This window comes from Bacillus cereus group sp. BfR-BA-01350, from assembly GCF_022663775.1.
Lineage (GTDB): Bacteria > Bacillota > Bacilli > Bacillales > Bacillaceae_G > Bacillus_A > Bacillus_A paranthracis.
The window spans coordinates 422,234-441,906 of sequence record NZ_JAKUGD010000004.1 but is presented as its reverse complement, the minus strand read 5'-3'; the positions used below and the strand labels follow the sequence as shown (position 1 = coordinate 441,906).

Here is a 19,673-nt window from a genome sequence, read left to right as displayed (position 1 = left end):
AAACTGTTAGGAAGGGATTAATGAATATTGTGAAAAGGTTAAGGGTATTTTTATCGCTGAACATGGAAACAAAGCTTTTATTTTTAGAGGCTTTTATTTTTTTAGGGTGGGCGCGTGTACTAAAAAGTATTACCTTTTCCAAAGTTGCACCTTCTTTAGGGGATTACATGAACGAAACATCAGTTGCTCAAATTCAGCCACACGGGGATACACTAAAAAAGGTGTCTGAAGCTATTTCTATTATGAGCCGTTATACTTTTTGGGAAAGTCAGTGCCTTGTTAAAGCTATAGCTGGGATGAAAATGCTCGAAAAACGTCACATTGAGAGTACTCTTTATTTAGGAACTGCTAAGGATAATCATGGGGAATTAATTGCGCATGCATGGTTACGGAGTGGTTCTTTTTATGTTACTGGATCAGAAGGAATGGAGAAATTTACTGTCGTTGGATCATTTGCAAAGAGGCTAAGTGAGGACACTATTAAAGGAGAATAAAATGGAGAAAGATTTTGGTCTGAATGTAGAGTTCATGTCTAAGGAATTGAAACTTCTTTTTGCAATTTTGAAGTTACAAGATGATGAAACAGTGCAAACGTACAGTAATGAATGGTTTTCGGATATTGATTGGGAGGTATTTCTTGAGCAAGCTGTGCATCATCGCGTTTATCCGGTGATATATCAAAAATTTAAACAGGTGGATGAGGAGCTAATTCCTTCACATATTGTACAAACTTTGAATAGGAAATATAAAAAAAATACATTTCACATGCTTTATTTAAGTGCTGAAATGGAACGAATAAATAAACTATGTAATGAAAATGGGATTCGTATGATTTTTCTAAAAGGACCAGTACTATCTCAGGACTTATATGGGGATATTTCTTTACGAACATCCTGTGATTTGGACGTTCTAATTCCGATGCAAAATTTAGAAAAAGTAGAAATCCTACTTTTAGAGCAGGGGTACGTAAAAGATGATTATATTCAAACGATATTAAATGATTGGAAATGGAGGCATCATCATATAACATTTTTTCATCCAACAAAGCAGATTAAGCTTGAGATTCATTGGAGGTTAAATCCCGGACCGGGTAAGGAACCTGGGTTTGAAGAACTTTGGAAGCGAAAGAGAAAAAGTACCCTTACGAGTAATTCTGTATATATGTTAGGGGAGGAAGATTTATTTTTGTTTCTTGTATCTCATGGTGCTAGACATGGTTGGTCCAGATTACGCTGGTTAGTGGATATAAAAAAAATTGTCGATCAAGATCTTAATTGGAGTGAGATTCATAAGTTAATGAGAAAATATCAAATGCTTCATTTAGGAGGACAAGCATTAATTTTAGCAGCTCATTTGCTAGGTATACGACTAGATGAAAGGATGATGGAATTAGTAGCGAAAAAACATTCAAAGCAGTTAGCTCAAGAGGCGCTGTTTTATTTCAAGCAAATGATAAATTTGCATACCGAACCTGTCCCAGAAGAAGTATTTATCTATCATAGTCGACACTTATTTTCATTAATGTCTAATCAGCAAAAGATTTTATATATTATGAGCCAATTATATCCTTATCCCATTGATGCAAAAACATTACCGTTACCTAAATTTCTTCATTTTTTATATTTTCCTTTACGCCCGTTTTTATGTCTTTGGAGGAAAACAAAGAAGCTTGCTTTGTTATAGGGGGAACATCGATGAATCATATTATATATTTTATGAAGAAATTATATTCTTCAGCGGGAAAAATAATGTATGTGAATTTATTTGGTATGGTTTTAATCAGTTTACTTGAAGGGATAGGTATTATTTTATTAATTCCTATGATAAGTATGACTGGAATAATTAATTTAGGCGAGGAGACTACTTTTATTGTACCTGTCTCTAGATTTTTGCAGGATTTTCCTAAAACAACAAGTTTAGCTTTTATTTTAGGTATATATATACTAATAGTGTTAGGTCAAAATTTACTACAAAGAAATATAGCGCTAAGGGATGCGAGAACGCAACAAGCTTTTGTACGAGAATTAAGAATAGAAACATATAGTATGATTTTAAAAGCAAAGTGGAGTTTTTTTTTAGAGAAAAGGAAAACAAACCTAATAAATATATTAACTACAGAATTAGCTCGTGTAAGTTATGGGGTTAATTTAATTTTACAATTGTTAGCTGCTATTCTGTTTACATTTATACAGGTGGGGATTGCATTTTTATTATCTCCTCAAATAACTATATTTGTTTTGGTCTTTGGTTTATTATTCTTGGTAGCTTCTCGTGTTTTTATAAAAAAAGCACGAATACTAGGCGGTAAGACCTCAGAATTGGCAAAAGATTATCTTTCTGGTATAACAGATCATTTTAATGGAATTAAAGAGATAAAGAGTAATACTTTGGAATCATCACGTTTAGATTGGTTACAATCTATAACAGAAAAGATGAGTAATGAGCAAATGGAGTATATGAGAATAAGATCGAACTCTCAATTGTTTTATAAAGTTTCAATGGCTATATTAATTGCATTTTTTTTATTATTATCAGTAAGTATGTTTCAAGCGCAATCCACTCAACTACTATTAATCATTCTCATTTTTTCTAGACTGTGGCCAAGATTTATGACGATTCAGTCAAATTTAGAACAACTGGCTGCAAGTATTCCTGCTTTTAAGTCATTATGGGAGCTGCAAGAGGAATATAAGGAAGTGTTTGAAATGCAGGATATACATCAGCAAAAGCATATAAAGCCGATTTGTATTGAACAAGGTATTGAGTGTAAGGATGTTCACTTTCGTTATAATAAGCAAGAATCTTTATACGCACTTCAAAATATTAATGTACAAATTCCAATAAATAGTATGACGGCCATTGTGGGACATTCTGGTGCAGGAAAAAGTACATTAATTGATGTATTAATGGGATTAATCCAGCCAGAAAAAGGTCAAGTATTAATAGATGGTACTCCACTTATAACTGATAATATATTGTCATTAAGACGGGCTATTAGTTATGTACCACAAGATCCTTTCTTATTTAATGCGAGCATAAGGGATAATTTATTGATGATTGAACCGAATGCAAGTGAGGAAGAAATTTGGGATGCATTAAGTTTTGCGGCCGCCGCTGAATTTGTACAAACACTTCCAAAGGGGCTTGATACATTGATTGGAGATCGTGGTGTGAGGCTTTCAGGTGGTGAACGTCAGCGACTTGTATTAGCTCGAGCTATTTTAAGAAAGCCATCGATTTTAGTATTAGATGAAGCTACAAGTGCATTAGATGCTGAAAATGAAGTAAAAATCCAATCAGCAATAGAAAGATTGAAAGGAACAATGACTATTGTTGTGATTGCGCATCGTTTATCAACTATACGCAATGCAGATCAAGTCATTGTCTTAGGAAAAGGTGAAATTGTCCAAAAAGGTGAATTTAATCAATTGGCTAAAGAGAGAAAAGGTGTATTCCGAAGTTTATTAGGGGCACAAATGGAAGTTGGTTCTTAGAGGAGAAAGAGTGAATGAAGTTTTGTATGCAAGCGGTTCGAATCGAATAAAAGCCCGAATAATGGTCAGTTATAATAGGACATTATTAGGGCTTTTATTTGTGCGTTTTTTAAATTTAGGTAGTAAATACAAATGAGTACCTTGCAATAAACAATATCGAGTGGTATATTATGGATATGCCAGGTACCGTGTATTGAACAGTACTGGAATGAGAAAGGGGGATTGCACTTGAACGTTCAGTTTAAAAAAGGTGTGTTAGAACTGTGTGTATTGGCACTTGTGAAACGTAAAGATTGTTACGGTTATGAACTTGTTCAGCAAATCTCAAATAAATTTTTAATATCGGAAGGGTCAGTATACCCTTTATTACGTCGTTTAACGAAAGAAGGATATTTTCAAACGTATTTAAAAGAATCTACGGAGGGACCGCCTCGTAAATATTATCAACTAACTGAGCAAGGGGAAACGCAACTGAATTTGTTAGTAACAGAGTGGCGTGATTTTGCGAAAGGTGTACAAGAAATTATTGAAGGGGTGGAATGGGATGAGTAAAGAACAGTTTCTTAAGGAATTATCAAGTCATCTTAGAAAGTTACCGGACGAAGAGAGGAAAGATATTTTATTTGATTATGAAGAGCATTTTCAGTTTGGGATAGAAGAGGGGAAAACTGAATCGGAAATAATAAAGGGTCTTGGCTCTCCGAAAGTAATTGCAAAAGAATTACTTGCGATGTATCGATTTGATGAAATGAAAAAAGATCCGTCAACTTCAAATGTGACAAGAGCTGTTATGGCAGCGATTGGACTTAGTTTGTTTAATTTCATTATTGTATTAGGCCCGTTAGTTGCAATTATCGCTTTTATATTCTCTTTTTGGGTCGGTGGGATTGCTAGTGTAGTGACACCATTTTTCGTAATTGGAAAAGTATTTATGGGTACATTTATATGGTTAGATGTATTCGTAAGTATAACATTTGTTGGGATAGGTTTGTTGTTATGTATTATCGCTTATTATAGTACGAAGTGGTTTAAAAGGTTATGTGTACGTTATGTCATATGGAACTTCAAAATGATAAAAGGAGAGTAGATGATGAAAAAAATATTGTTAGTAGCGATCGCTTGTATCATTATTGGAGTAATAGGAATTTCACAAACATATGAAAAAGCAGTGCAAACTGCAGAAAAAGGAAACAAAGAAGATATAATTAAAAACGAAACACTAAAAAATATAGAAGTTAAGTTAGATGTCGGGGATATTGTTGTCCAAAAATCTCCTGACGCTTCTTTTTATGTAAAGCAATCAGGAGATGCGCGTAAACAAGAGATTCGTATTACTGAAGATAGTGACACATTAAAAATCATTGGGGAAAGAGAAAAAGGTGCTTCATTTGATTTTTCTTTTTACGATTTTAGGTTTCAAACGTCTACATTGACTCTCCTTGTGCCTGAACGCTCTTACCAAGATGTAAAAGTAAATTCATCTGCTGGACAAATTGAAATAAGTGATGTGAAAAGTGACCGTGTAAGTGCTAGAACACTTACTGGAGAAGTGGATTTGAAACATGTAACGGCTAAGAATGTGGAGGGATCTACAAAAGCTGGTGAAGTAAACTTTAAAAAAGTAATAGGGAAAGTGACTGCAAAAACGACCAGTGGGGAAATAAATATTCTAGATCATGATTCTAAGTACAATCTAGAAGCAAGTTCAACTGCGGGAGATATAAATATTACTTTATCGGAAAAACCAAAAGATGCGGTAATTACTGGGCAAAGTGCTGCCGGGGATGTAACAATTTTTAATGAAGAAAATAAAGACGTAACGATTGGTAATGGGAGTAAAAAGATTAGCGGTAAAACAGCTGCGGGCGATGTGACGATTGAAACGCGTTCGTAAGAAATAGAATGTGTGAAAATCTATCAAAATACAAAAAAAGAAGATAATTACCTTATATAAATAAGGTAATTATCTTCTTTTATATTCTTAATGTAAATCACGATATACGCCAATTACTTTACCGATAACTGACACTTGCTTTAAAATGATAGGTTCTAATGAAGAGTTTTCCGGTTGTAGACGGAAATGGTCTTTTTCTTTATAGAAACGTTTAACAGTTGCTTCATTATCTTCTGTTAAAGCGACTACAATTTCACCATTATATGCAGACTGTTGTTGGCGAACAACAACTAAATCTCCATCGAAAATACCAGCTTCAATCATACTATCTCCAGAAATACGTAACATAAACACTTGATCTGCTCCTGCGACAATGCTAGCTGGAAGAGGGAAGTGTTCCTCCACGCTTTCGACTGCTGTAATTGGTAATCCAGCAGTAACTTTCCCGACAATTGGAACTTGAATAACAGATTGTGTTTCTGTATCCATTCGGTCTTCACCTAAAATTTCAATTGCGCGTGGTTTTGTTGGATCGCGTCGAATGTATCCTTTTTCTTCTAATCTTGATAAATGTCCGTGCACTGTAGAACTAGAAGCGAGGCCGACTGCTTGACCAATTTCACGTACGGAAGGTGGATATCCTTTTTCTTGTACTTTTAGCTTAATAAAGTCGAGAATGTCTTGCTGGCGTTTCGTTAACTTTTCCATGTTTTCTAACACCTCGTTTTCTTTCATTTTTCTTATTAATAAGTATAACATGTGAAAAAACATTCTACAAACATAAGTTCGAACAAAAGGCGAATTTATGTTACACTAAAGGGAAATTATAGTGAGAAAGAGGGGTTCATAATGAATGCAATTATTTATGCGCGTGTGAGTACAACAAAAGAAGCGCAAGAAACATCATTATTACGTCAAAAAGATGAATTATTGCATTTAGCGGAGCGCTATCAAATGAATGTTACTAAGGTGATTGAAGAGCAGGCTAGTGGCTATACAATTGAACGTGATGGTATATTAGAAGTGCTAGATACAATTCGAGACGAACAAATTGATGTGCTACTTATACAAGATGAAACGCGCCTTGGTAGGGGGAATGCAAAGATTGCGTTAATGCACTGTTTACATAAAGAAGGAATAAAAGTATATACGCATACACATAATGGTGAATTGCAATTGTCGGATTCTGATTCAATGGTATTAGATATTATTGGTATTGTTGAAGAGTATCAAAGAAAGATTCATAATTTAAAAATTAAACGTGGTATGCAACGAGCAGTAGAAAAAGGCTATCGTCCAGAAAATAATTTAAAGAATCGTCATTTAAGTGTAGGACGAGAGAAGAAAGAAGTGCCAATTGAGGAAATTGTACGTTTGCGTAAGAGTGAACTTACTTTCGAAGAAATTGCAGCAACACTACGTGGCTTTGGTCATAATGTTTCAAAAGCGACGGTACATCGTAGATATGTAGAGTATACAAAGCAATTGCTTGATAAAGAAGAGTAACTATTGTATGATAATAATCAGTTTTGAGTAGAAGGGGGATTCGAGATGCTTAGTCACGAACTCGTTGAACGCATTAACTTCTTAGCGAAAAAAGCAAAAGCTGAAGGTTTAACTGAAGAAGAACAACGTGAGCGTCAATCGCTACGTGAACAATATTTAAAAGGATTTCGTCAAAATATGTTAAACGAACTAAAAGGAATTAAAGTCGTTAACGAACAAGGTACTGATGTTACACCGGCGAAATTAAAAGCTTTAAAAAAGCAAGATAATGCAAAATTAAACTAAAAGATGGGCGAAGCCCATCTTTTTTTATTTATTTAATAACTTTCCAGTTTTTATTGACTGTTGCTTCTATCTTTTTATGCTTCAATATATAGTTAGCGATAAGTTCAGACATATTTGTTGGTATATCTTTTATTACGGGCTTATTTTGAAACATAAAGAAGTTCCCTCCGCCGCTCGCGCGATAATTATTCATAACGACGTCATATTCTTCACTCATATTAAGAGGAGTGCCTTTATGCTGTAAAGATTCTACTCTGTCGCCAATTGGTTTGGAAATGTTTAATACGTACGAAATTCCTTCCCACATATCGTAATTATAGTGTTGCGGTTTTGGTTCTATGTAGCTAGGGTTTACGATGATGGTTCCATCTTCTTTTAATGTGAAATAAGAAGCAGAGAGTTCGAGAGCATCTTTTATATCAGCTCCAGTTATTCTAATTACTTTTAATGTATTTGGATAAATATAATTAGAAACGATGTCACGCATTGTTACATATGTCGGGAAACCTGGAGATGTATTATGGAATAAGCTTGTACAAGAAATAGAAACATTAGCCATATCCATCTGTATTTTATTTATGAATTCAATAAAAGGATGGTCTTGCAAACGAGTTTGCATAGCATCTGAAATTTGCATGTCACCGTGGATGGTTCCAATAGGTTGATCAAGCCATTTTTGTGTTTTCTCTTCATAATTGGTTACCAAGTAAAGAACATCTGGATCTGCCTCGATTTCTTGCACAGTCAATAGTTCTGAATAACTCTCTTTTTTTACCCACTCTTGTTTTATTTTTTCAAATGTTACAGTTACTTTTCCAACTGAATGTCCATTACATCCAGTCTGTAAAATTGTTACATCATTACCCACTGTTTGAGCCATTTCTCGGTGCTGATGGCCTGTTAATAAAATATCTATGCCCTCAATTTCATGACACATAGCATACCCTTGGTTTTCGCCTGTTAAAACTTCAGTCGGTTCTCCAGTTTGTAAATCGCGTTCAAATCCCCCATGATACGCTACGACTAGTAAATCTGGTTTCTCATGTTCGTGAATGTAAGAAACCCAATTTTTTGTTGTTTCTAACGCATCTTCAAATTGCAAGTCTTTAATGTGATGGGGTTGTTCCCAATTTGGAATATAATGCGTTGTCACCCCTAAAATAGCAATTTTTATATTTGCTTCAATATGTTTTATTATATATGGTTTCCCGAAATAAGGTTTTTTACTGCTTTTGTCTAAAATATTTGCTGATAAATATGGGAAGTTTGCAGTAGAAATAGCATTGTTTAATACATCCATTCCATAATTAAATTCATGATTCCCAATCACTGCAGCGTCATAACGTAAATAGTTTGCTATTAATGACATTGGGTTTTTCTTATCTTTTTCATATGTAGCGTAATGGTAAGTAAATGGTGTTCCTTGTATGAAGTCACCGTTATCAATTAAAAGAACGTTTTTATTTTGGGACCGTTCTTTTTTTATAAGAGTAGAAATCTTAGCTAAACCAATTTCTGCTGGAGAGTTATCTTGGTAGTGAATTGGATAAACAGTACCATGTATATCACTTGTTAATAGGATGTTTAAAGTTACAATTTGATTTTGATTCAATATCATTCACCTTTTCTATTATTATCTACTGATTAAGCATATCAAATATATGGAGAGAATTTTAATGTGAGTGTATATAATGTGTAAAGATTCTGTAAATAATCAATTATTTGTAAAAATGTGTGATATATTTCTTCATGTTTATGAAAGGTTATTTTATAACAATGAAAAATGGAGGCATTAACATGTTGAAAAAAGTTTTTGCAATGAGCACAACAGTTGTATTAGCAGCGGGTTTGTTAAGTGGCTGTGGAACGAAGGAATCAAGCGCAAGTAAAAATGAAGATACGAAAAAAGGGTATGTACCGAAGACTTTAAATGTTCAATTTGTTCCTTCTCAAAATGCAGATACGTTAGAGGCGAAGGCAAAACCACTTGAGAAGCTATTAAGTGATAAGTTAAATATTCCAGTAAAAGTTAGTATTTCAACGAATTATAATACAATTGTAGAAGCGATGGCATCTAAGCAAGTAGATGTAGGATTTTTACCCCCAACAGCGTATGTGTTAGCACATGAGAAAAAGGCAGCAAACGTAATTTTACAAGCGCAACGTTTTGGCGTAGATGATGAAACGGGAGCTCCTACAAAGGACTTAGTAGACTTTTATAAATCTGAGTTTGTTGTTAAGAAAGATTCAAATATTAATAGTGTAAAAGATTTAAAAGGTAAAAAAATTGGCTATCAAGATGTAACGTCATCAGCGGGATATGTGTGGCCTGCGGCTGTACTATTAAAAGAGGGCATTGATCCGTTAAAAGATGTGAAACCTGTTACATTAAAAGGTCACGATCAGTCGCTTATTGCTCTTTTAAATGGTGACGTAGATGCAGCTGTTGTATTCCAAGATGCTCGTAATATTGTAAAAAAAGATTATCCGAATATATTCGATCAAACGAAAATAGTGAAATTTACGGAGAAAATTCCAAACGATACGATTTCGGTACGTTCTGATTTAGATGAAGAGTGGAGCAAGAAATTACAGGATGCTTTCATTGAAATTGGAAAGAATGAGGAAGGTCACAAAATCATTAAAGAAGTATATTCACATGAAGGATATGTTAAATCTGATGATAGTAAATTTGATATCGTTCGTGAATATGGAAAGAAAGTAAAAACGCAATAATACATATGGAAATGGCAACTAGCTGGAAAGGTATGTTTTCAGTTAGTTTGCCGTTTTGAATACATAGAAGGTAGGTAAGATGTGTGATAGAGTTTCGAAATGTTTCCAAAGTGTATCCAAATGGTACAAAAGGATTGAATAATATAAACTTGAAAATTCAAAAAGGTGAGTTTGTTGTAATGGTAGGGCTTTCCGGAGCTGGAAAGTCTACACTTCTAAGATCGGTAAATCGTCTTCATGAGATTACAGAAGGAGAAATCATGATTGAAGGTGAGTCTATTACGGCTGCGAAAGGAAAAGGATTACGCCGCATGCGCCGGGATATTGGTATGATTTTTCAAAGTTTTAACCTTGTAAAGCGATCAACAGTATTAAAGAACGTATTAGCTGGCCGTGTTGGGTATCATTCGACGTTGCGTACAACGTTAGGCCTATTTCCGAAAGAAGATTTGGAGCTTGCTTTTCAATCGTTAAAAAGAGTAAATATTTTAGAAAAAGCATATGCGCGTGCTGATGAATTATCAGGAGGACAACAGCAACGTGTATCGATTGCTAGAGCGTTGGCGCAAGAAGCAAAAATCATATTGGCAGATGAACCTGTTGCATCGTTAGATCCGCTAACAACAAAGCAAGTATTAGATGATTTGAAGAAAATTAATGAAGATTTTGGAATTACAACAATTGTAAACTTACATTCTATTGATTTAGCTAGGCAATATGCGACGCGCATTATTGGATTACATGCAGGAGAAATTGTTTTTGATGGCTTAGTAGAAGAGGCAACGGATGAAAAGTTTGCTGAAATTTATGGTGACGTAGTACAGAAAAGTGAATTGTTAGAGGTGGCAGTTAAATGAATGACGTGACGATATATTCGAAATCGATACCGAAGCCACCGAGTAAGTTGAAACATATGTTAACGGCTGTTCTAGTCATTTTACTGTTGTGGGGAAGTAGTGTACAGGTCGATGCATCATTGTCAAAACTAGTAGTTGGTTTTCCTAATATGATGGATTTGTTAAAAGAGATGGTGCCGCCAGATTGGAGTTATTTTCAAGTTATTACAACAGCGATGTTAGATACAATACGTATGGCGATTATTGGGACGACTTTAGGTGCGATTTTAGCTATTCCACTGGCACTATTTGCGGCAAGTAATGTATTTACTAGTACATTTTTATACAGTCCAGCTCGAATGATATTAAATTTTATCCGAACGATACCAGATTTATTATTAGCGGCAATTTTCGTAGCGATTTTTGGAATCGGGCCACTTCCAGGTATTCTGGCTCTTACTTTTTTCTCGATTGGGCTCGTGGCGAAATTGTTGTATGAGTCAATTGAATCAATTGATCCAGGTCCGTTAGAGGCGATGACAGCAGTAGGAGCAAATAAAGTGCAATGGATTGTTTATGGAGTAATTCCGCAAGTGAAAGCGCATTTTGTCTCTTATGTTCTGTATACATTTGAGGTGAACGTACGTGCAGCAGCTGTTTTAGGTTTAGTAGGAGCAGGTGGTATTGGATTATACTATGATCGTACACTTGGATTTTTACAATATCAGCAAACTGCATCTATTATTATCTATACCCTTGTTGTTGTATTGTTAATTGATTATGTAAGTACATTGTTGCGGGAGAAATTATAATGAGTAAAACGACGATAATCGTACCAAAAACGAAGAAACCGAGTGTGTATCGCTTGTTTATTTTTATAGCACTTACATTTGTTTACGTATGGGCTTTTTCAGGAGTACCGCTAGAAGGAATTAAGGATACGGCAGGAGAAATTACAAAAGCAATTATGACAGGTGTATTGAATCCAGATTGGGCGTATGTATCTTTGCCAGATGGTGAAGATTTATTACATGGTTTAATTGATACGTTGGCAATTGCGATATTGGGTACATTTATTTCTGCCTTTTTATCTGTTCCATTTGCTTTTTGGGCGGCGACGAATATGAGCAGTGGAAAACTAACTTCAGGAACTGGGAAATTTGTACTTAGTTTTGTTCGTACATTTCCTGAATTAGTTATGGCCCTTTTATTTATAAAGGCTGTTGGACCAGGCTCTTTTGCCGGCGTTCTAGCTTTAGGATTACACTCTATTGGAATGTTAGGGAAATTATATTCAGAAGGAATTGAAAATATAGATAAGGGGCCGACAGAGGCGTTAATAGCTACAGGCGCAAACCGGTTCCAAATACTTTGGTATGCAGTATTGCCACAAGTATTACCAGATTTTCTATCGTATACATTATACAGGTTCGAAATTAATGTACGATCCGCTGCCATTTTAGGTGTTATTGGAGCAGGTGGTATTGGTACGCCCCTAATTTTTGCGCTGAGTTCACGTAATTGGTCTCGCGTGGGAATTATTTTATTGGGCATCATTTTAATGGTCATTATCATTGATTTTATTTCAAGTTCGATTCGGAAACGGATTGTTTAACTGATTTGAAAAGCATCGAAGTTAGATGCTTTTTTGTGTTTTGTAAAATGTATTGAAAAAAGTAAGTATAGAAGAATTTTGTATATCTGTATAAATATACAGATAATTCCCTTTCTTTTCAAAATAAAAATAATAAAAAAGTATGTCATATTGAATACCCATACATTCCCGAAAACATTGATTTTTTTATAAAAAATCAAAAAAACATCAACATATTTGTCGATACATGTTGTATAATCTTGCGTGGGAAGCTATCATATAAATGTATAAAACGTTTACTAATATAAGCGAAGGGAAGAATAGCATGTCACATTCAATCGAACAACTTTCTATCAACACGATTCGCACATTATCCATCGATGCGATTGAAAAAGCAAACTCTGGTCACCCAGGAATGCCAATGGGTGCAGCACCAATGGCTTATACATTATGGACTCAATTTATGAAACACAATCCAAATAACCCAACGTGGTTTAACCGTGATCGTTTCGTATTATCTGCAGGTCATGGTTCAATGTTATTATACAGCCTACTTCACCTATCTGGTTATGATGTAACAATGGATGACTTAAAGAACTTCCGTCAATGGGGAAGCAAAACTCCAGGACATCCTGAGTACGGTCATACAGCTGGTGTAGATGCAACGACTGGTCCACTTGGACAAGGTATTGCAACTGCTGTAGGTATGGCAATGGCAGAAAGACATTTAGCTGCTAAATATAACCGTGATGCGTATAATGTAGTAGATCATTATACATACGCTATTTGTGGTGATGGAGATTTAATGGAAGGCGTTTCTGCTGAAGCATCTTCATTAGCTGCTCATTTACAATTAGGTCGTCTTGTTGTGCTTTACGATTCAAACGATATTTCATTAGATGGCGATTTAAATCGTTCATTCTCTGAAAGTGTAGAAGATCGTTACAAAGCATACGGATGGCAAGTAATCCGTGTTGAGGATGGAAACGATATTGAAGCTATCGCAAAAGCAATCGAAGAAGCGAAAGCTGACGAAAAACGCCCAACGCTAATTGAAGTAAGAACGACAATTGGTTTCGGTTCTCCAAACAAATCAGGAAAATCAGCTTCACATGGTTCTCCACTAGGTGTAGAAGAAACAAAATTAACGAAAGAAGCATACGCTTGGACTGCTGAGCAAGACTTCCACGTAGCAGAAGAAGTATACGACAACTTCCGTAAAACAGTACAAGATGTTGGTGAAACTGCGCAAGCAGAGTGGAACACGATGCTAGGTGAATATGCACAAGCATACCCAGAATTAGCAAACGAATTCCAAGCAGCAATGAACGGTCAACTTCCAGAAGGTTGGGAGCAAAACTTACCAACTTATGAATTAGGATCAAAAGCAGCAACTCGTAATTCTTCTGGTGCTGTAATTAATGCAATTGCAGAATCTGTACCATCATTCTTCGGTGGATCAGCTGACCTTGCTGGTTCTAACAAAACATACATGAATAACGAAAAAGACTTTACAAGAGATGATTACAGCGGTAAGAACATTTGGTACGGTGTACGTGAGTTCGCAATGGGTGCAGCAATGAACGGTATTGCACTACATGGTGGTTTAAAAACTTACGGTGGTACATTCTTCGTATTCTCTGACTACTTACGTCCAGCAATTCGTCTTGCAGCATTAATGCAATTGCCGGTAACGTATGTATTCACACACGACAGTATCGCTGTTGGTGAAGATGGTCCAACACATGAACCAATCGAGCAATTAGCGGCGCTACGTGCAATGCCAAATGTATCTGTTATTCGTCCAGCTGACGGTAACGAGTCTGTTGCGGCTTGGAGACTAGCTCTAGAATCTACAAACAAACCAACTGCTTTAGTATTAACTCGTCAAGATCTTCCAACATTAGAAGGTGCAAAAGACGATACGTATGAAAAAGTAGCAAAAGGTGCATATGTAGTTTCTGCAAGCAAGAAAGAAACAGCTGATGTAATCTTACTTGCAACTGGATCAGAAGTAAGTCTAGCTGTTGAAGCTCAAAAAGCATTAGCAGTAGACGGTGTTGACGCATCTGTTGTCAGCATGCCATCTATGGATCGCTTTGAAGCTCAAACTGCTGAGTACAAAGAATCTGTATTACCAAAAGCAGTAACAAAACGTTTCGCAATCGAAATGGGTGCTACATTCGGATGGCACCGTTACGTAGGTCTTGAAGGAGATGTGTTAGGTATCGATACATTTGGTGCTTCTGCTCCTGGTGAGAAGATTATGGAAGAGTATGGATTTACTGTAGAGAACGTTGTTCGTAAAGTAAAAGAAATGCTTTAATGATTTTAGAAAAATCTCTCCGGCATGGAGAGGTTTTTCTATGTAAATGAGTTTTTTCGACAGAAAAAGTTTTTTCTCTCTCCGCAGTCAGACAATCATTGCAAAATTTCTTCTATATAATGAAGAGAAAAGGTTGTCCAGATTGGGAGGCGAAAGATGAAAACGTATGAATTGTATTTAATTCAAGAGGATATTGCGAAAGCTTACTTTGGTCGTGAATATTTGTTTTTTGATTTATTTGCTCGATTTTCAGAATCTGGGTCCCTTTCGGAGAAAAAAGTGCTATATAAACAAATGATGTATATAACGATGCCATTACAAGTAATGAAAATTCATCATAAATTAGAACAAGCTTTGCGCGTTCTTGGTAAATATGATCGAACACATCATACACATACACTTTATACAGGGGCAGAATATGGCGAAATAATGGTGAAACCACACTATATTCGCATGAATACCTCTGGAAATGTTTCTATGGAAACGACTTTCTTTGAGGTGCTTCGGAAGTGTGAATTAACATTTTTAGCTATGGATTATGAAAATACAAAGTACGGATGGCTGAATCCTCTAAAACAAGTACGAACATATGTGTAAAAAATGTCGAATTGTATCTTGTCTTATTGAAAAGGTTTTAGTACACTGTAAGGTAGACAACATGAAGGAGGAAAATATATGCCAATTTGGTTAGGTATTCTAGTGGGCGTAGTAGCACTAGTAGCAGGCGTGGCGTTAGGATTTTTCATTGCCCGCAAATACATGATGAATTACTTACAAAAAAATCCACCAATTAACGAACAAATGTTAAAAATGATGATGATGCAAATGGGACAAAAACCTTCCCAAAAGAAAATCAATCAAATGATGAGCGCGATGAACAAGCAACAAATGAAATAAGCGCTAAAAGACACTCGCTAAGAGTGTCTTTTCTTTTTTATACGAATAGAGTTTAAAACTTTTAAAAATTCTGTATTTTTGTTAAACTGAAAACATCGCTCATTTTAAGGGAGGAGGAAAAATATGAAAGTGTTTATGAATTTAGCGTGGTTTTTTAAACAAGAAAAACGAGCGTACATAACCGGAATTATTTTATTATTTGGCGTCGCACTTTTAGAACTTGTAGCACCAAAAGTGATTGGGATTGTTGTAGATGAAATTAACGATGGAACATTAACGACTGAAAAGTTACTGAAATGGGTTGTACTCTTAGTACTCGTAGGTATTACGATGTACATATTACGTTACGTGTGGCGCATTATGATTTTTGGGTCTTCATTAAAGTTAGCTCGCCAATTACGAAAAAATTTGTATGAACATTTTACAAAGATGAGTCCATCTTTCTATCAGTCAAATCGCACAGGTGATTTAATGGCGCACGCGACCAATGATATTCAAGCAATTCAGCAAACTGCTGGGGCGGGTGTTTTAACACTTGTTGATTCATTGGCTGTTGGAGGATGTGTACTCGTAGCAATGGGTTTTACAATTAGTTGGAAGTTAACACTGTTAAGCTTAATTCCAATGCCGATTGTAGCAATATCGACAAATTATTACGGCACTTTATTACATAAAAGGTTTCATAAAGCACAGCAATCGTTTTCGGAAATCAATGATAAAGTGCAAGAGAGTATGAGTGGGATGAAGGTAATTCGATCGCTTGGACAAGAAAAAGAAGATTTGCAAGCGTTCCGAAAAAAATCAGAAGATGTCGTACATAAAAATATGTTAGTTGCACGTATTGATTCGTTATTTGATCCAACAATCGCTCTTATCGTAGGATTTTCATTTTTAATCGCAGTATGTTACGGGTCAGTATTAGTTGTGAGAGGTGAATTAACAGTAGGTGATCTCGTTACATTTACGACGTATTTAGGTACCCTCGTTTGGCCGATGTTAGCGTTTGGATGGCTGTTTAATATTATGGAGCGTGGGCGTGCTTCGTATGACCGTGTAGAAAAAATTCTCTCACAAAAATCAGATGTAGTAAATAGAGATAATGCTGTGCATACAGTAGCGAGCGGTGATGTTTCATTTGCGGTCGATTCGTTTTCGTATAAGAAAAATGAACTGTTACATTTAACAGATATTCATTTTGATTTGAAGAAGGGGGAAACGTTAGGGATTGTAGGACGTACAGGTGCAGGGAAAACGACTTTATTAAAATGTTTAATCCGTGAGTATGATCATTTTAATGGTGAATTAAAAGTTGGAGAGCGGGATATTCGCGATGTAACACTTTACGGTGTCCGTTCTGCTATTTCATATGTGCCGCAAGATCATTTTTTATTTTCAGCGAGTATTGGGGAGAATATTGCCTTTGGAAAGGCGGATGCTACATATAATGAAATTACCCGTGCTGCAGAGATTGCTTGTATTCACAATGACATCCTTCAATTTTCAGAAGGATATGAAACAGTAGTTGGGGAAAGAGGCGTTTCTTTATCTGGAGGTCAAAAACAGAGAATTTCTATTGCGCGTGCTTTATTAACGGATGCTGAAATTTTAATTTTAGATGATTGTTTATCAGCAGTAGATGCAAAAACAGAAGAAACGATTTTAAATGCTTTAAAGAGGGAGAGAGCAGGGAAAACGACAATTATTACTGCCCATCGTTTAAGTGCAATTCAGCATGCCAATCTTATTCTTGTTGTGGATGAAGGTAAAATTGTACAACGAGGTACACATGAACAACTAATGAAAGAACATGGTTGGTATAAAGAAATGTATGAGAGCCAGCAGTTAGAAGCATTAGTCGAGAAAGGAGGCGTATGATGGCTGAGAAAAAACAGAGCGATTTAAGAAGATTACTGTCTTATATGAGGCCATATAAAGGACTGTTAGCATTAGCATTTTTATTTCTAGTTGGTGCAACTGTAACAGAAATGATGGGTCCTTTTTTAATTAAACAATTTCTTGATGAACACTTAGTACCACGTAACTTTGATCAATCAGCACTTGTTACTCTATTTGTAGTGTATATTGTTGCTCACTTATTAAAAGTATTATTTACTTATTTAGACTTGTTATATTTTCAAAATATCGCTTTTAAAATTGTTCAAGATATGCGTGTTGAAGTATATGAGCATGTTCAAAAGTTGTCATTAAGTTTCTTTGATCGTACGCCGATTGGTACGCTCGTATCGCGCATAACGAATGATACAGAAGCAATTAAAGATTTTTATGTCAGTGTATTATCAACATTTGTTAAGAATATCGTATTTTTAGTAGGGATTTTAGTAGCGATGTTTTTATTAAATGTAAAATTAGCGCTATTTTCTCTCGTATTAATTCCGATCATGTTTGCGATTATGGTATTATATCGCCGGAAAAGTGCAGCTTTTTATTTAGAAGTCCGTAATCAATTAAGTGTGTTAAATGCAAAGTTAAACGAGTCCATTCAAGGGATGAATATTGTTCAAGTGTTCAGACAAGAAAAGCGCATGAGAAAAGAATTTGAAGAAGTGAATAATAAACATTATAGTGCAGGGCGACGTACATTAAAGTTAGATGCATTGCTTTTACGTCCAGCAACTGATTTAGTTCATATTGTAGCTATTGCGTTAGTACTTGGTTTATTTGGAATTGATGCTTTGAAGAGTCCTGTTGAAGTAGGCGTTTTATATGCGTTTGTTAACTATATACATCGTTTCTTCCAGCCTGTAAATGAGATGATGATGAAATTATCATTTTTCCAACAGGCACTGGTTTCATCATCACGTGTATTTCATTTAATGGATGAGAAAGATTTAGCGCCAGTTCAAAAAGGGGATGGAAATCCTCAAGTTATTAATGGAGATATTGAATTTAAAAATGTTACTTTTTCGTACGATGGAAAACGTGATGTTTTAAAAAATGTATCTTTTCACGTGAAACAAGGGCAAACGGTTGCTTTCGTTGGGCACACTGGCAGCGGAAAGAGTACTATTATGAATTTATTACTGAGATTCTATAATATTAATTCCGGAAATATTGTAATAGATGGTGTAGAGTTAGAGAAATTTGAAGAACAAGAAATTAGAAAGAAAATAGGACTTGTATTGCAAGATGCATTTTTATTTGCGGGAAATGTAAAGCAAAATATTCGTATGTATAATGAAGAAATTACGGATGAAGAAGTAAAAGAAGCGGCACAATTTGTGCAAGCGAATACGTTTATTGAAAAATTACCAGAGCAGTATGAAACGGAAGTAGTAGAAAGAGGAGCTGCATTTTCTAGTGGTCAACGACAATTAATTGCTTTCGCTAGAACGATAGCAACGAATCCGAAAGTGTTAGTATTAGATGAAGCAACAGCAAATATTGATACAGAAACTGAAGATGCAATCCAAACAGCGTTACAGCAAATGCGAAAAGGACGGACTACGATAGCGATTGCACACAGATTATCTACCATACAAGATGCAGATCAAATTTTTGTTATGCACGATGGAGAGATAGTAGAGAGAGGGACACATCAAGAATTACTGAGTGAACAAGGATTGTATTATAATATGTACTTACTACAAAATAAAGGAAGTTTACAAAAAGCCTTGTAATTACAAGGCTTTTTTTACTTTGTTTATAAAATATGTTTGCTCTTTATGTCTATAGTATAAACGTCGTCACAGCAGCGGTTTCATTAGAAGCTTTGCAAGGAAATGGAACAAATGGTGGTGGAAATGTTTCCCTGCCCATTACTGCTACTGCAGTCTGTGGTGTTACTGTAATTAATGGCGATAATGTAAATTTATGGGGTGGACCATCTTTACAGTCAAATATAATCCGTCAGCTAAATAGAAGAGAATCATATGAAGTTTTGGACGAACAAGATAGTTGGCTTGCTTTAGGTGAAAGCGAATGGATATACTATGATCCGAGTTATATTCAGTATAGTGTACAATCAAATGAACGTAAAAGGTATCTCGCTTGAGATGCCTTTTATTATAAATATGTAATTTTTACAAAGTGTATATTAAAAGCATAGTATAATATAATGGATGTTTATAAAAATAATTGAAAATGC

General features: G+C 35.3%; 19 protein-coding genes and 1 pseudogene. 18 read left to right on the top strand and 2 right to left on the bottom strand.

The window, feature by feature from the left end:
• The first annotated feature begins 20 nt into the window (after positions 1-20).
• From MR147_RS12825 to MR147_RS12800, 6 genes are all read left to right on the top strand, one after another.
• Positions 21-494 carry a lasso peptide biosynthesis B2 protein gene (locus tag MR147_RS12825; RefSeq protein ID WP_001989480.1) on the top strand — a complete coding sequence of 158 codons (474 nt, stop codon included), beginning with the start codon at positions 21-23 and terminating at the stop codon, positions 492-494.
• 1 nt (position 495) lies between these two features.
• Positions 496-1,683, top strand: a complete 1,188-nt coding sequence (locus MR147_RS12820) for a nucleotidyltransferase domain-containing protein (protein WP_242304342.1) — start codon at positions 496-498, stop codon at positions 1,681-1,683.
• A gap of 11 nt (positions 1,684-1,694) precedes the next feature.
• Positions 1,695-3,494 carry an ABC transporter ATP-binding protein gene (locus MR147_RS12815; protein WP_242304339.1) on the top strand — a complete coding sequence of 600 codons (1,800 nt, stop codon included), beginning with the start codon at positions 1,695-1,697 and terminating at the stop codon, positions 3,492-3,494.
• A gap of 228 nt (positions 3,495-3,722) precedes the next feature.
• The gene (locus tag MR147_RS12810; protein ID WP_001102620.1) at positions 3,723-4,046 is read left to right on the top strand and encodes a PadR family transcriptional regulator; all 324 of its coding nucleotides are present in this window, start codon (positions 3,723-3,725) and stop codon (positions 4,044-4,046) included.
• On the top strand, positions 4,039-4,581 hold the full coding sequence (locus MR147_RS12805; RefSeq protein WP_046198986.1) for a DUF1700 domain-containing protein: 543 nt from the start codon (positions 4,039-4,041) through the stop codon (positions 4,579-4,581). Before MR147_RS12810 ends, MR147_RS12805 begins: the two co-directional genes overlap by 8 nt.
• Positions 4,582-5,388 carry a DUF4097 family beta strand repeat-containing protein gene (locus MR147_RS12800; RefSeq protein WP_074608383.1) on the top strand — a complete coding sequence of 269 codons (807 nt, stop codon included), beginning with the start codon at positions 4,582-4,584 and terminating at the stop codon, positions 5,386-5,388.
• Positions 5,389-5,475: 87 nt separating this feature from the next.
• Here MR147_RS12800 and lexA read toward each other — a convergent pair whose 3' ends face one another.
• Positions 5,476-6,096: a transcriptional repressor LexA gene (gene lexA / locus MR147_RS12795; protein WP_000413738.1), complete on the bottom strand. Its 621-nt coding sequence runs from the start codon at positions 6,094-6,096 to the stop codon at positions 5,476-5,478.
• 141 nt (positions 6,097-6,237) lie between these two features.
• On the opposite strand from lexA, the gene MR147_RS12790 reads away from it, so the two are divergent.
• Both MR147_RS12790 and MR147_RS12785 read left to right on the top strand, forming a co-directional pair.
• Complete coding sequence (locus MR147_RS12790; RefSeq protein ID WP_000991471.1) at positions 6,238-6,894, top strand: YneB family resolvase-like protein; 657 nt, start codon at positions 6,238-6,240, stop codon at positions 6,892-6,894.
• A 45-nt stretch (positions 6,895-6,939) separates the two neighbouring features.
• Positions 6,940-7,179 carry a DUF896 domain-containing protein gene (locus MR147_RS12785; RefSeq protein ID WP_000948565.1) on the top strand — a complete coding sequence of 80 codons (240 nt, stop codon included), beginning with the start codon at positions 6,940-6,942 and terminating at the stop codon, positions 7,177-7,179.
• A 28-nt stretch (positions 7,180-7,207) separates the two neighbouring features.
• Here the strand turns inward: MR147_RS12785 and MR147_RS12780 are convergent, their stop codons facing one another.
• Positions 7,208-8,791 (bottom strand): bifunctional metallophosphatase/5'-nucleotidase, encoded by a 1,584-nt coding sequence (locus MR147_RS12780; RefSeq protein ID WP_242304336.1) that lies wholly within the window; start codon positions 8,789-8,791, stop codon positions 7,208-7,210.
• A 185-nt stretch (positions 8,792-8,976) separates the two neighbouring features.
• Here MR147_RS12780 and MR147_RS12775 point away from each other — a divergent pair, with 185 nt between their 5' ends.
• The 10 genes and pseudogenes from MR147_RS12775 to MR147_RS12730 all read left to right on the top strand — a co-directional run.
• Complete coding sequence (locus tag MR147_RS12775) at positions 8,977-9,915, top strand: phosphate/phosphite/phosphonate ABC transporter substrate-binding protein (protein ID WP_074608386.1); 939 nt, start codon at positions 8,977-8,979, stop codon at positions 9,913-9,915.
• An 83-nt stretch (positions 9,916-9,998) separates the two neighbouring features.
• Complete coding sequence (phnC, locus tag MR147_RS12770; RefSeq protein WP_000569254.1) at positions 9,999-10,772, top strand: phosphonate ABC transporter ATP-binding protein; 774 nt, start codon at positions 9,999-10,001, stop codon at positions 10,770-10,772.
• Positions 10,769-11,563 (top strand): phosphonate ABC transporter, permease protein PhnE, encoded by a 795-nt coding sequence (gene phnE / locus MR147_RS12765; RefSeq protein ID WP_074540617.1) that lies wholly within the window; start codon positions 10,769-10,771, stop codon positions 11,561-11,563. The genes phnC and phnE (MR147_RS12765) overlap by 4 nt, the downstream gene beginning before the upstream one ends.
• Positions 11,563-12,366 carry a phosphonate ABC transporter, permease protein PhnE gene (gene phnE, locus MR147_RS12760; protein WP_074608388.1) on the top strand — a complete coding sequence of 268 codons (804 nt, stop codon included), beginning with the start codon at positions 11,563-11,565 and terminating at the stop codon, positions 12,364-12,366. The genes phnE (MR147_RS12765) and phnE (MR147_RS12760) overlap by 1 nt, the downstream gene beginning before the upstream one ends.
• Positions 12,367-12,670: 304 nt before the next feature.
• Positions 12,671-14,671, top strand: coding sequence for a transketolase (gene tkt / locus MR147_RS12755; protein WP_000019767.1), 2,001 nt, complete (start codon positions 12,671-12,673; stop codon positions 14,669-14,671).
• Positions 14,672-14,827: 156 nt separating this feature from the next.
• Positions 14,828-15,268 carry a sporulation inhibitor of replication protein SirA gene (gene sirA, locus MR147_RS12750; protein ID WP_000860645.1) on the top strand — a complete coding sequence of 147 codons (441 nt, stop codon included), beginning with the start codon at positions 14,828-14,830 and terminating at the stop codon, positions 15,266-15,268.
• Positions 15,269-15,346: 78 nt separating this feature from the next.
• Positions 15,347-15,568, top strand: a complete 222-nt coding sequence (locus tag MR147_RS12745; RefSeq protein ID WP_001123317.1) for a YneF family protein — start codon at positions 15,347-15,349, stop codon at positions 15,566-15,568.
• Between the two features lie 123 nt (positions 15,569-15,691).
• Complete coding sequence (locus tag MR147_RS12740) at positions 15,692-17,443, top strand: ABC transporter transmembrane domain-containing protein (protein WP_242304333.1); 1,752 nt, start codon at positions 15,692-15,694, stop codon at positions 17,441-17,443.
• Positions 17,443-19,206, top strand: coding sequence for an ABC transporter ATP-binding protein (locus MR147_RS12735; RefSeq protein ID WP_000818393.1), 1,764 nt, complete (start codon positions 17,443-17,445; stop codon positions 19,204-19,206). The genes MR147_RS12740 and MR147_RS12735 overlap by 1 nt, the downstream gene beginning before the upstream one ends.
• Positions 19,207-19,271: 65 nt before the next feature.
• Positions 19,272-19,541: pseudogene (locus MR147_RS12730) on the top strand (SH3 domain-containing protein); the annotation flags it as partial.
• Between the last annotated feature and the right edge of the window lie 132 nt (positions 19,542-19,673).

Excerpts from the sequence above, each read along its gene's own strand:
- MR147_RS12825 (WP_001989480.1), top strand. The coding sequence starts at position 21 with ATGAATATTGTGAAAAGGTTAAGGGTATTTTTATCGCTGAACATGGAA.
- MR147_RS12820 (WP_242304342.1), top strand. The coding sequence starts at position 496 with ATGGAGAAAGATTTTGGTCTGAATGTAGAGTTCATGTCTAAGGAATTG.
- MR147_RS12815 (WP_242304339.1), top strand. The coding sequence starts at position 1,695 with ATGAATCATATTATATATTTTATGAAGAAATTATATTCTTCAGCGGGA.
- MR147_RS12805 (WP_046198986.1), top strand. The coding sequence starts at position 4,039 with ATGAGTAAAGAACAGTTTCTTAAGGAATTATCAAGTCATCTTAGAAAG.
- MR147_RS12800 (WP_074608383.1), top strand. The coding sequence starts at position 4,582 with ATGATGAAAAAAATATTGTTAGTAGCGATCGCTTGTATCATTATTGGA.
- lexA (WP_000413738.1), bottom strand. The coding sequence starts at position 6,096 with ATGGAAAAGTTAACGAAACGCCAGCAAGACATTCTCGACTTTATTAAG.
- MR147_RS12790 (WP_000991471.1), top strand. The coding sequence starts at position 6,238 with ATGAATGCAATTATTTATGCGCGTGTGAGTACAACAAAAGAAGCGCAA.
- MR147_RS12785 (WP_000948565.1), top strand. The coding sequence starts at position 6,940 with ATGCTTAGTCACGAACTCGTTGAACGCATTAACTTCTTAGCGAAAAAA.
- MR147_RS12775 (WP_074608386.1), top strand. The coding sequence starts at position 8,977 with ATGTTGAAAAAAGTTTTTGCAATGAGCACAACAGTTGTATTAGCAGCG.
- phnE (WP_074540617.1), top strand. The coding sequence starts at position 10,769 with ATGAATGACGTGACGATATATTCGAAATCGATACCGAAGCCACCGAGT.
- phnE (WP_074608388.1), top strand. The coding sequence starts at position 11,563 with ATGAGTAAAACGACGATAATCGTACCAAAAACGAAGAAACCGAGTGTG.
- tkt (WP_000019767.1), top strand. The coding sequence starts at position 12,671 with ATGTCACATTCAATCGAACAACTTTCTATCAACACGATTCGCACATTA.
- sirA (WP_000860645.1), top strand. The coding sequence starts at position 14,828 with ATGAAAACGTATGAATTGTATTTAATTCAAGAGGATATTGCGAAAGCT.
- MR147_RS12745 (WP_001123317.1), top strand. The coding sequence starts at position 15,347 with ATGCCAATTTGGTTAGGTATTCTAGTGGGCGTAGTAGCACTAGTAGCA.
- MR147_RS12740 (WP_242304333.1), top strand. The coding sequence starts at position 15,692 with ATGAAAGTGTTTATGAATTTAGCGTGGTTTTTTAAACAAGAAAAACGA.
- MR147_RS12735 (WP_000818393.1), top strand. The coding sequence starts at position 17,443 with ATGGCTGAGAAAAAACAGAGCGATTTAAGAAGATTACTGTCTTATATG.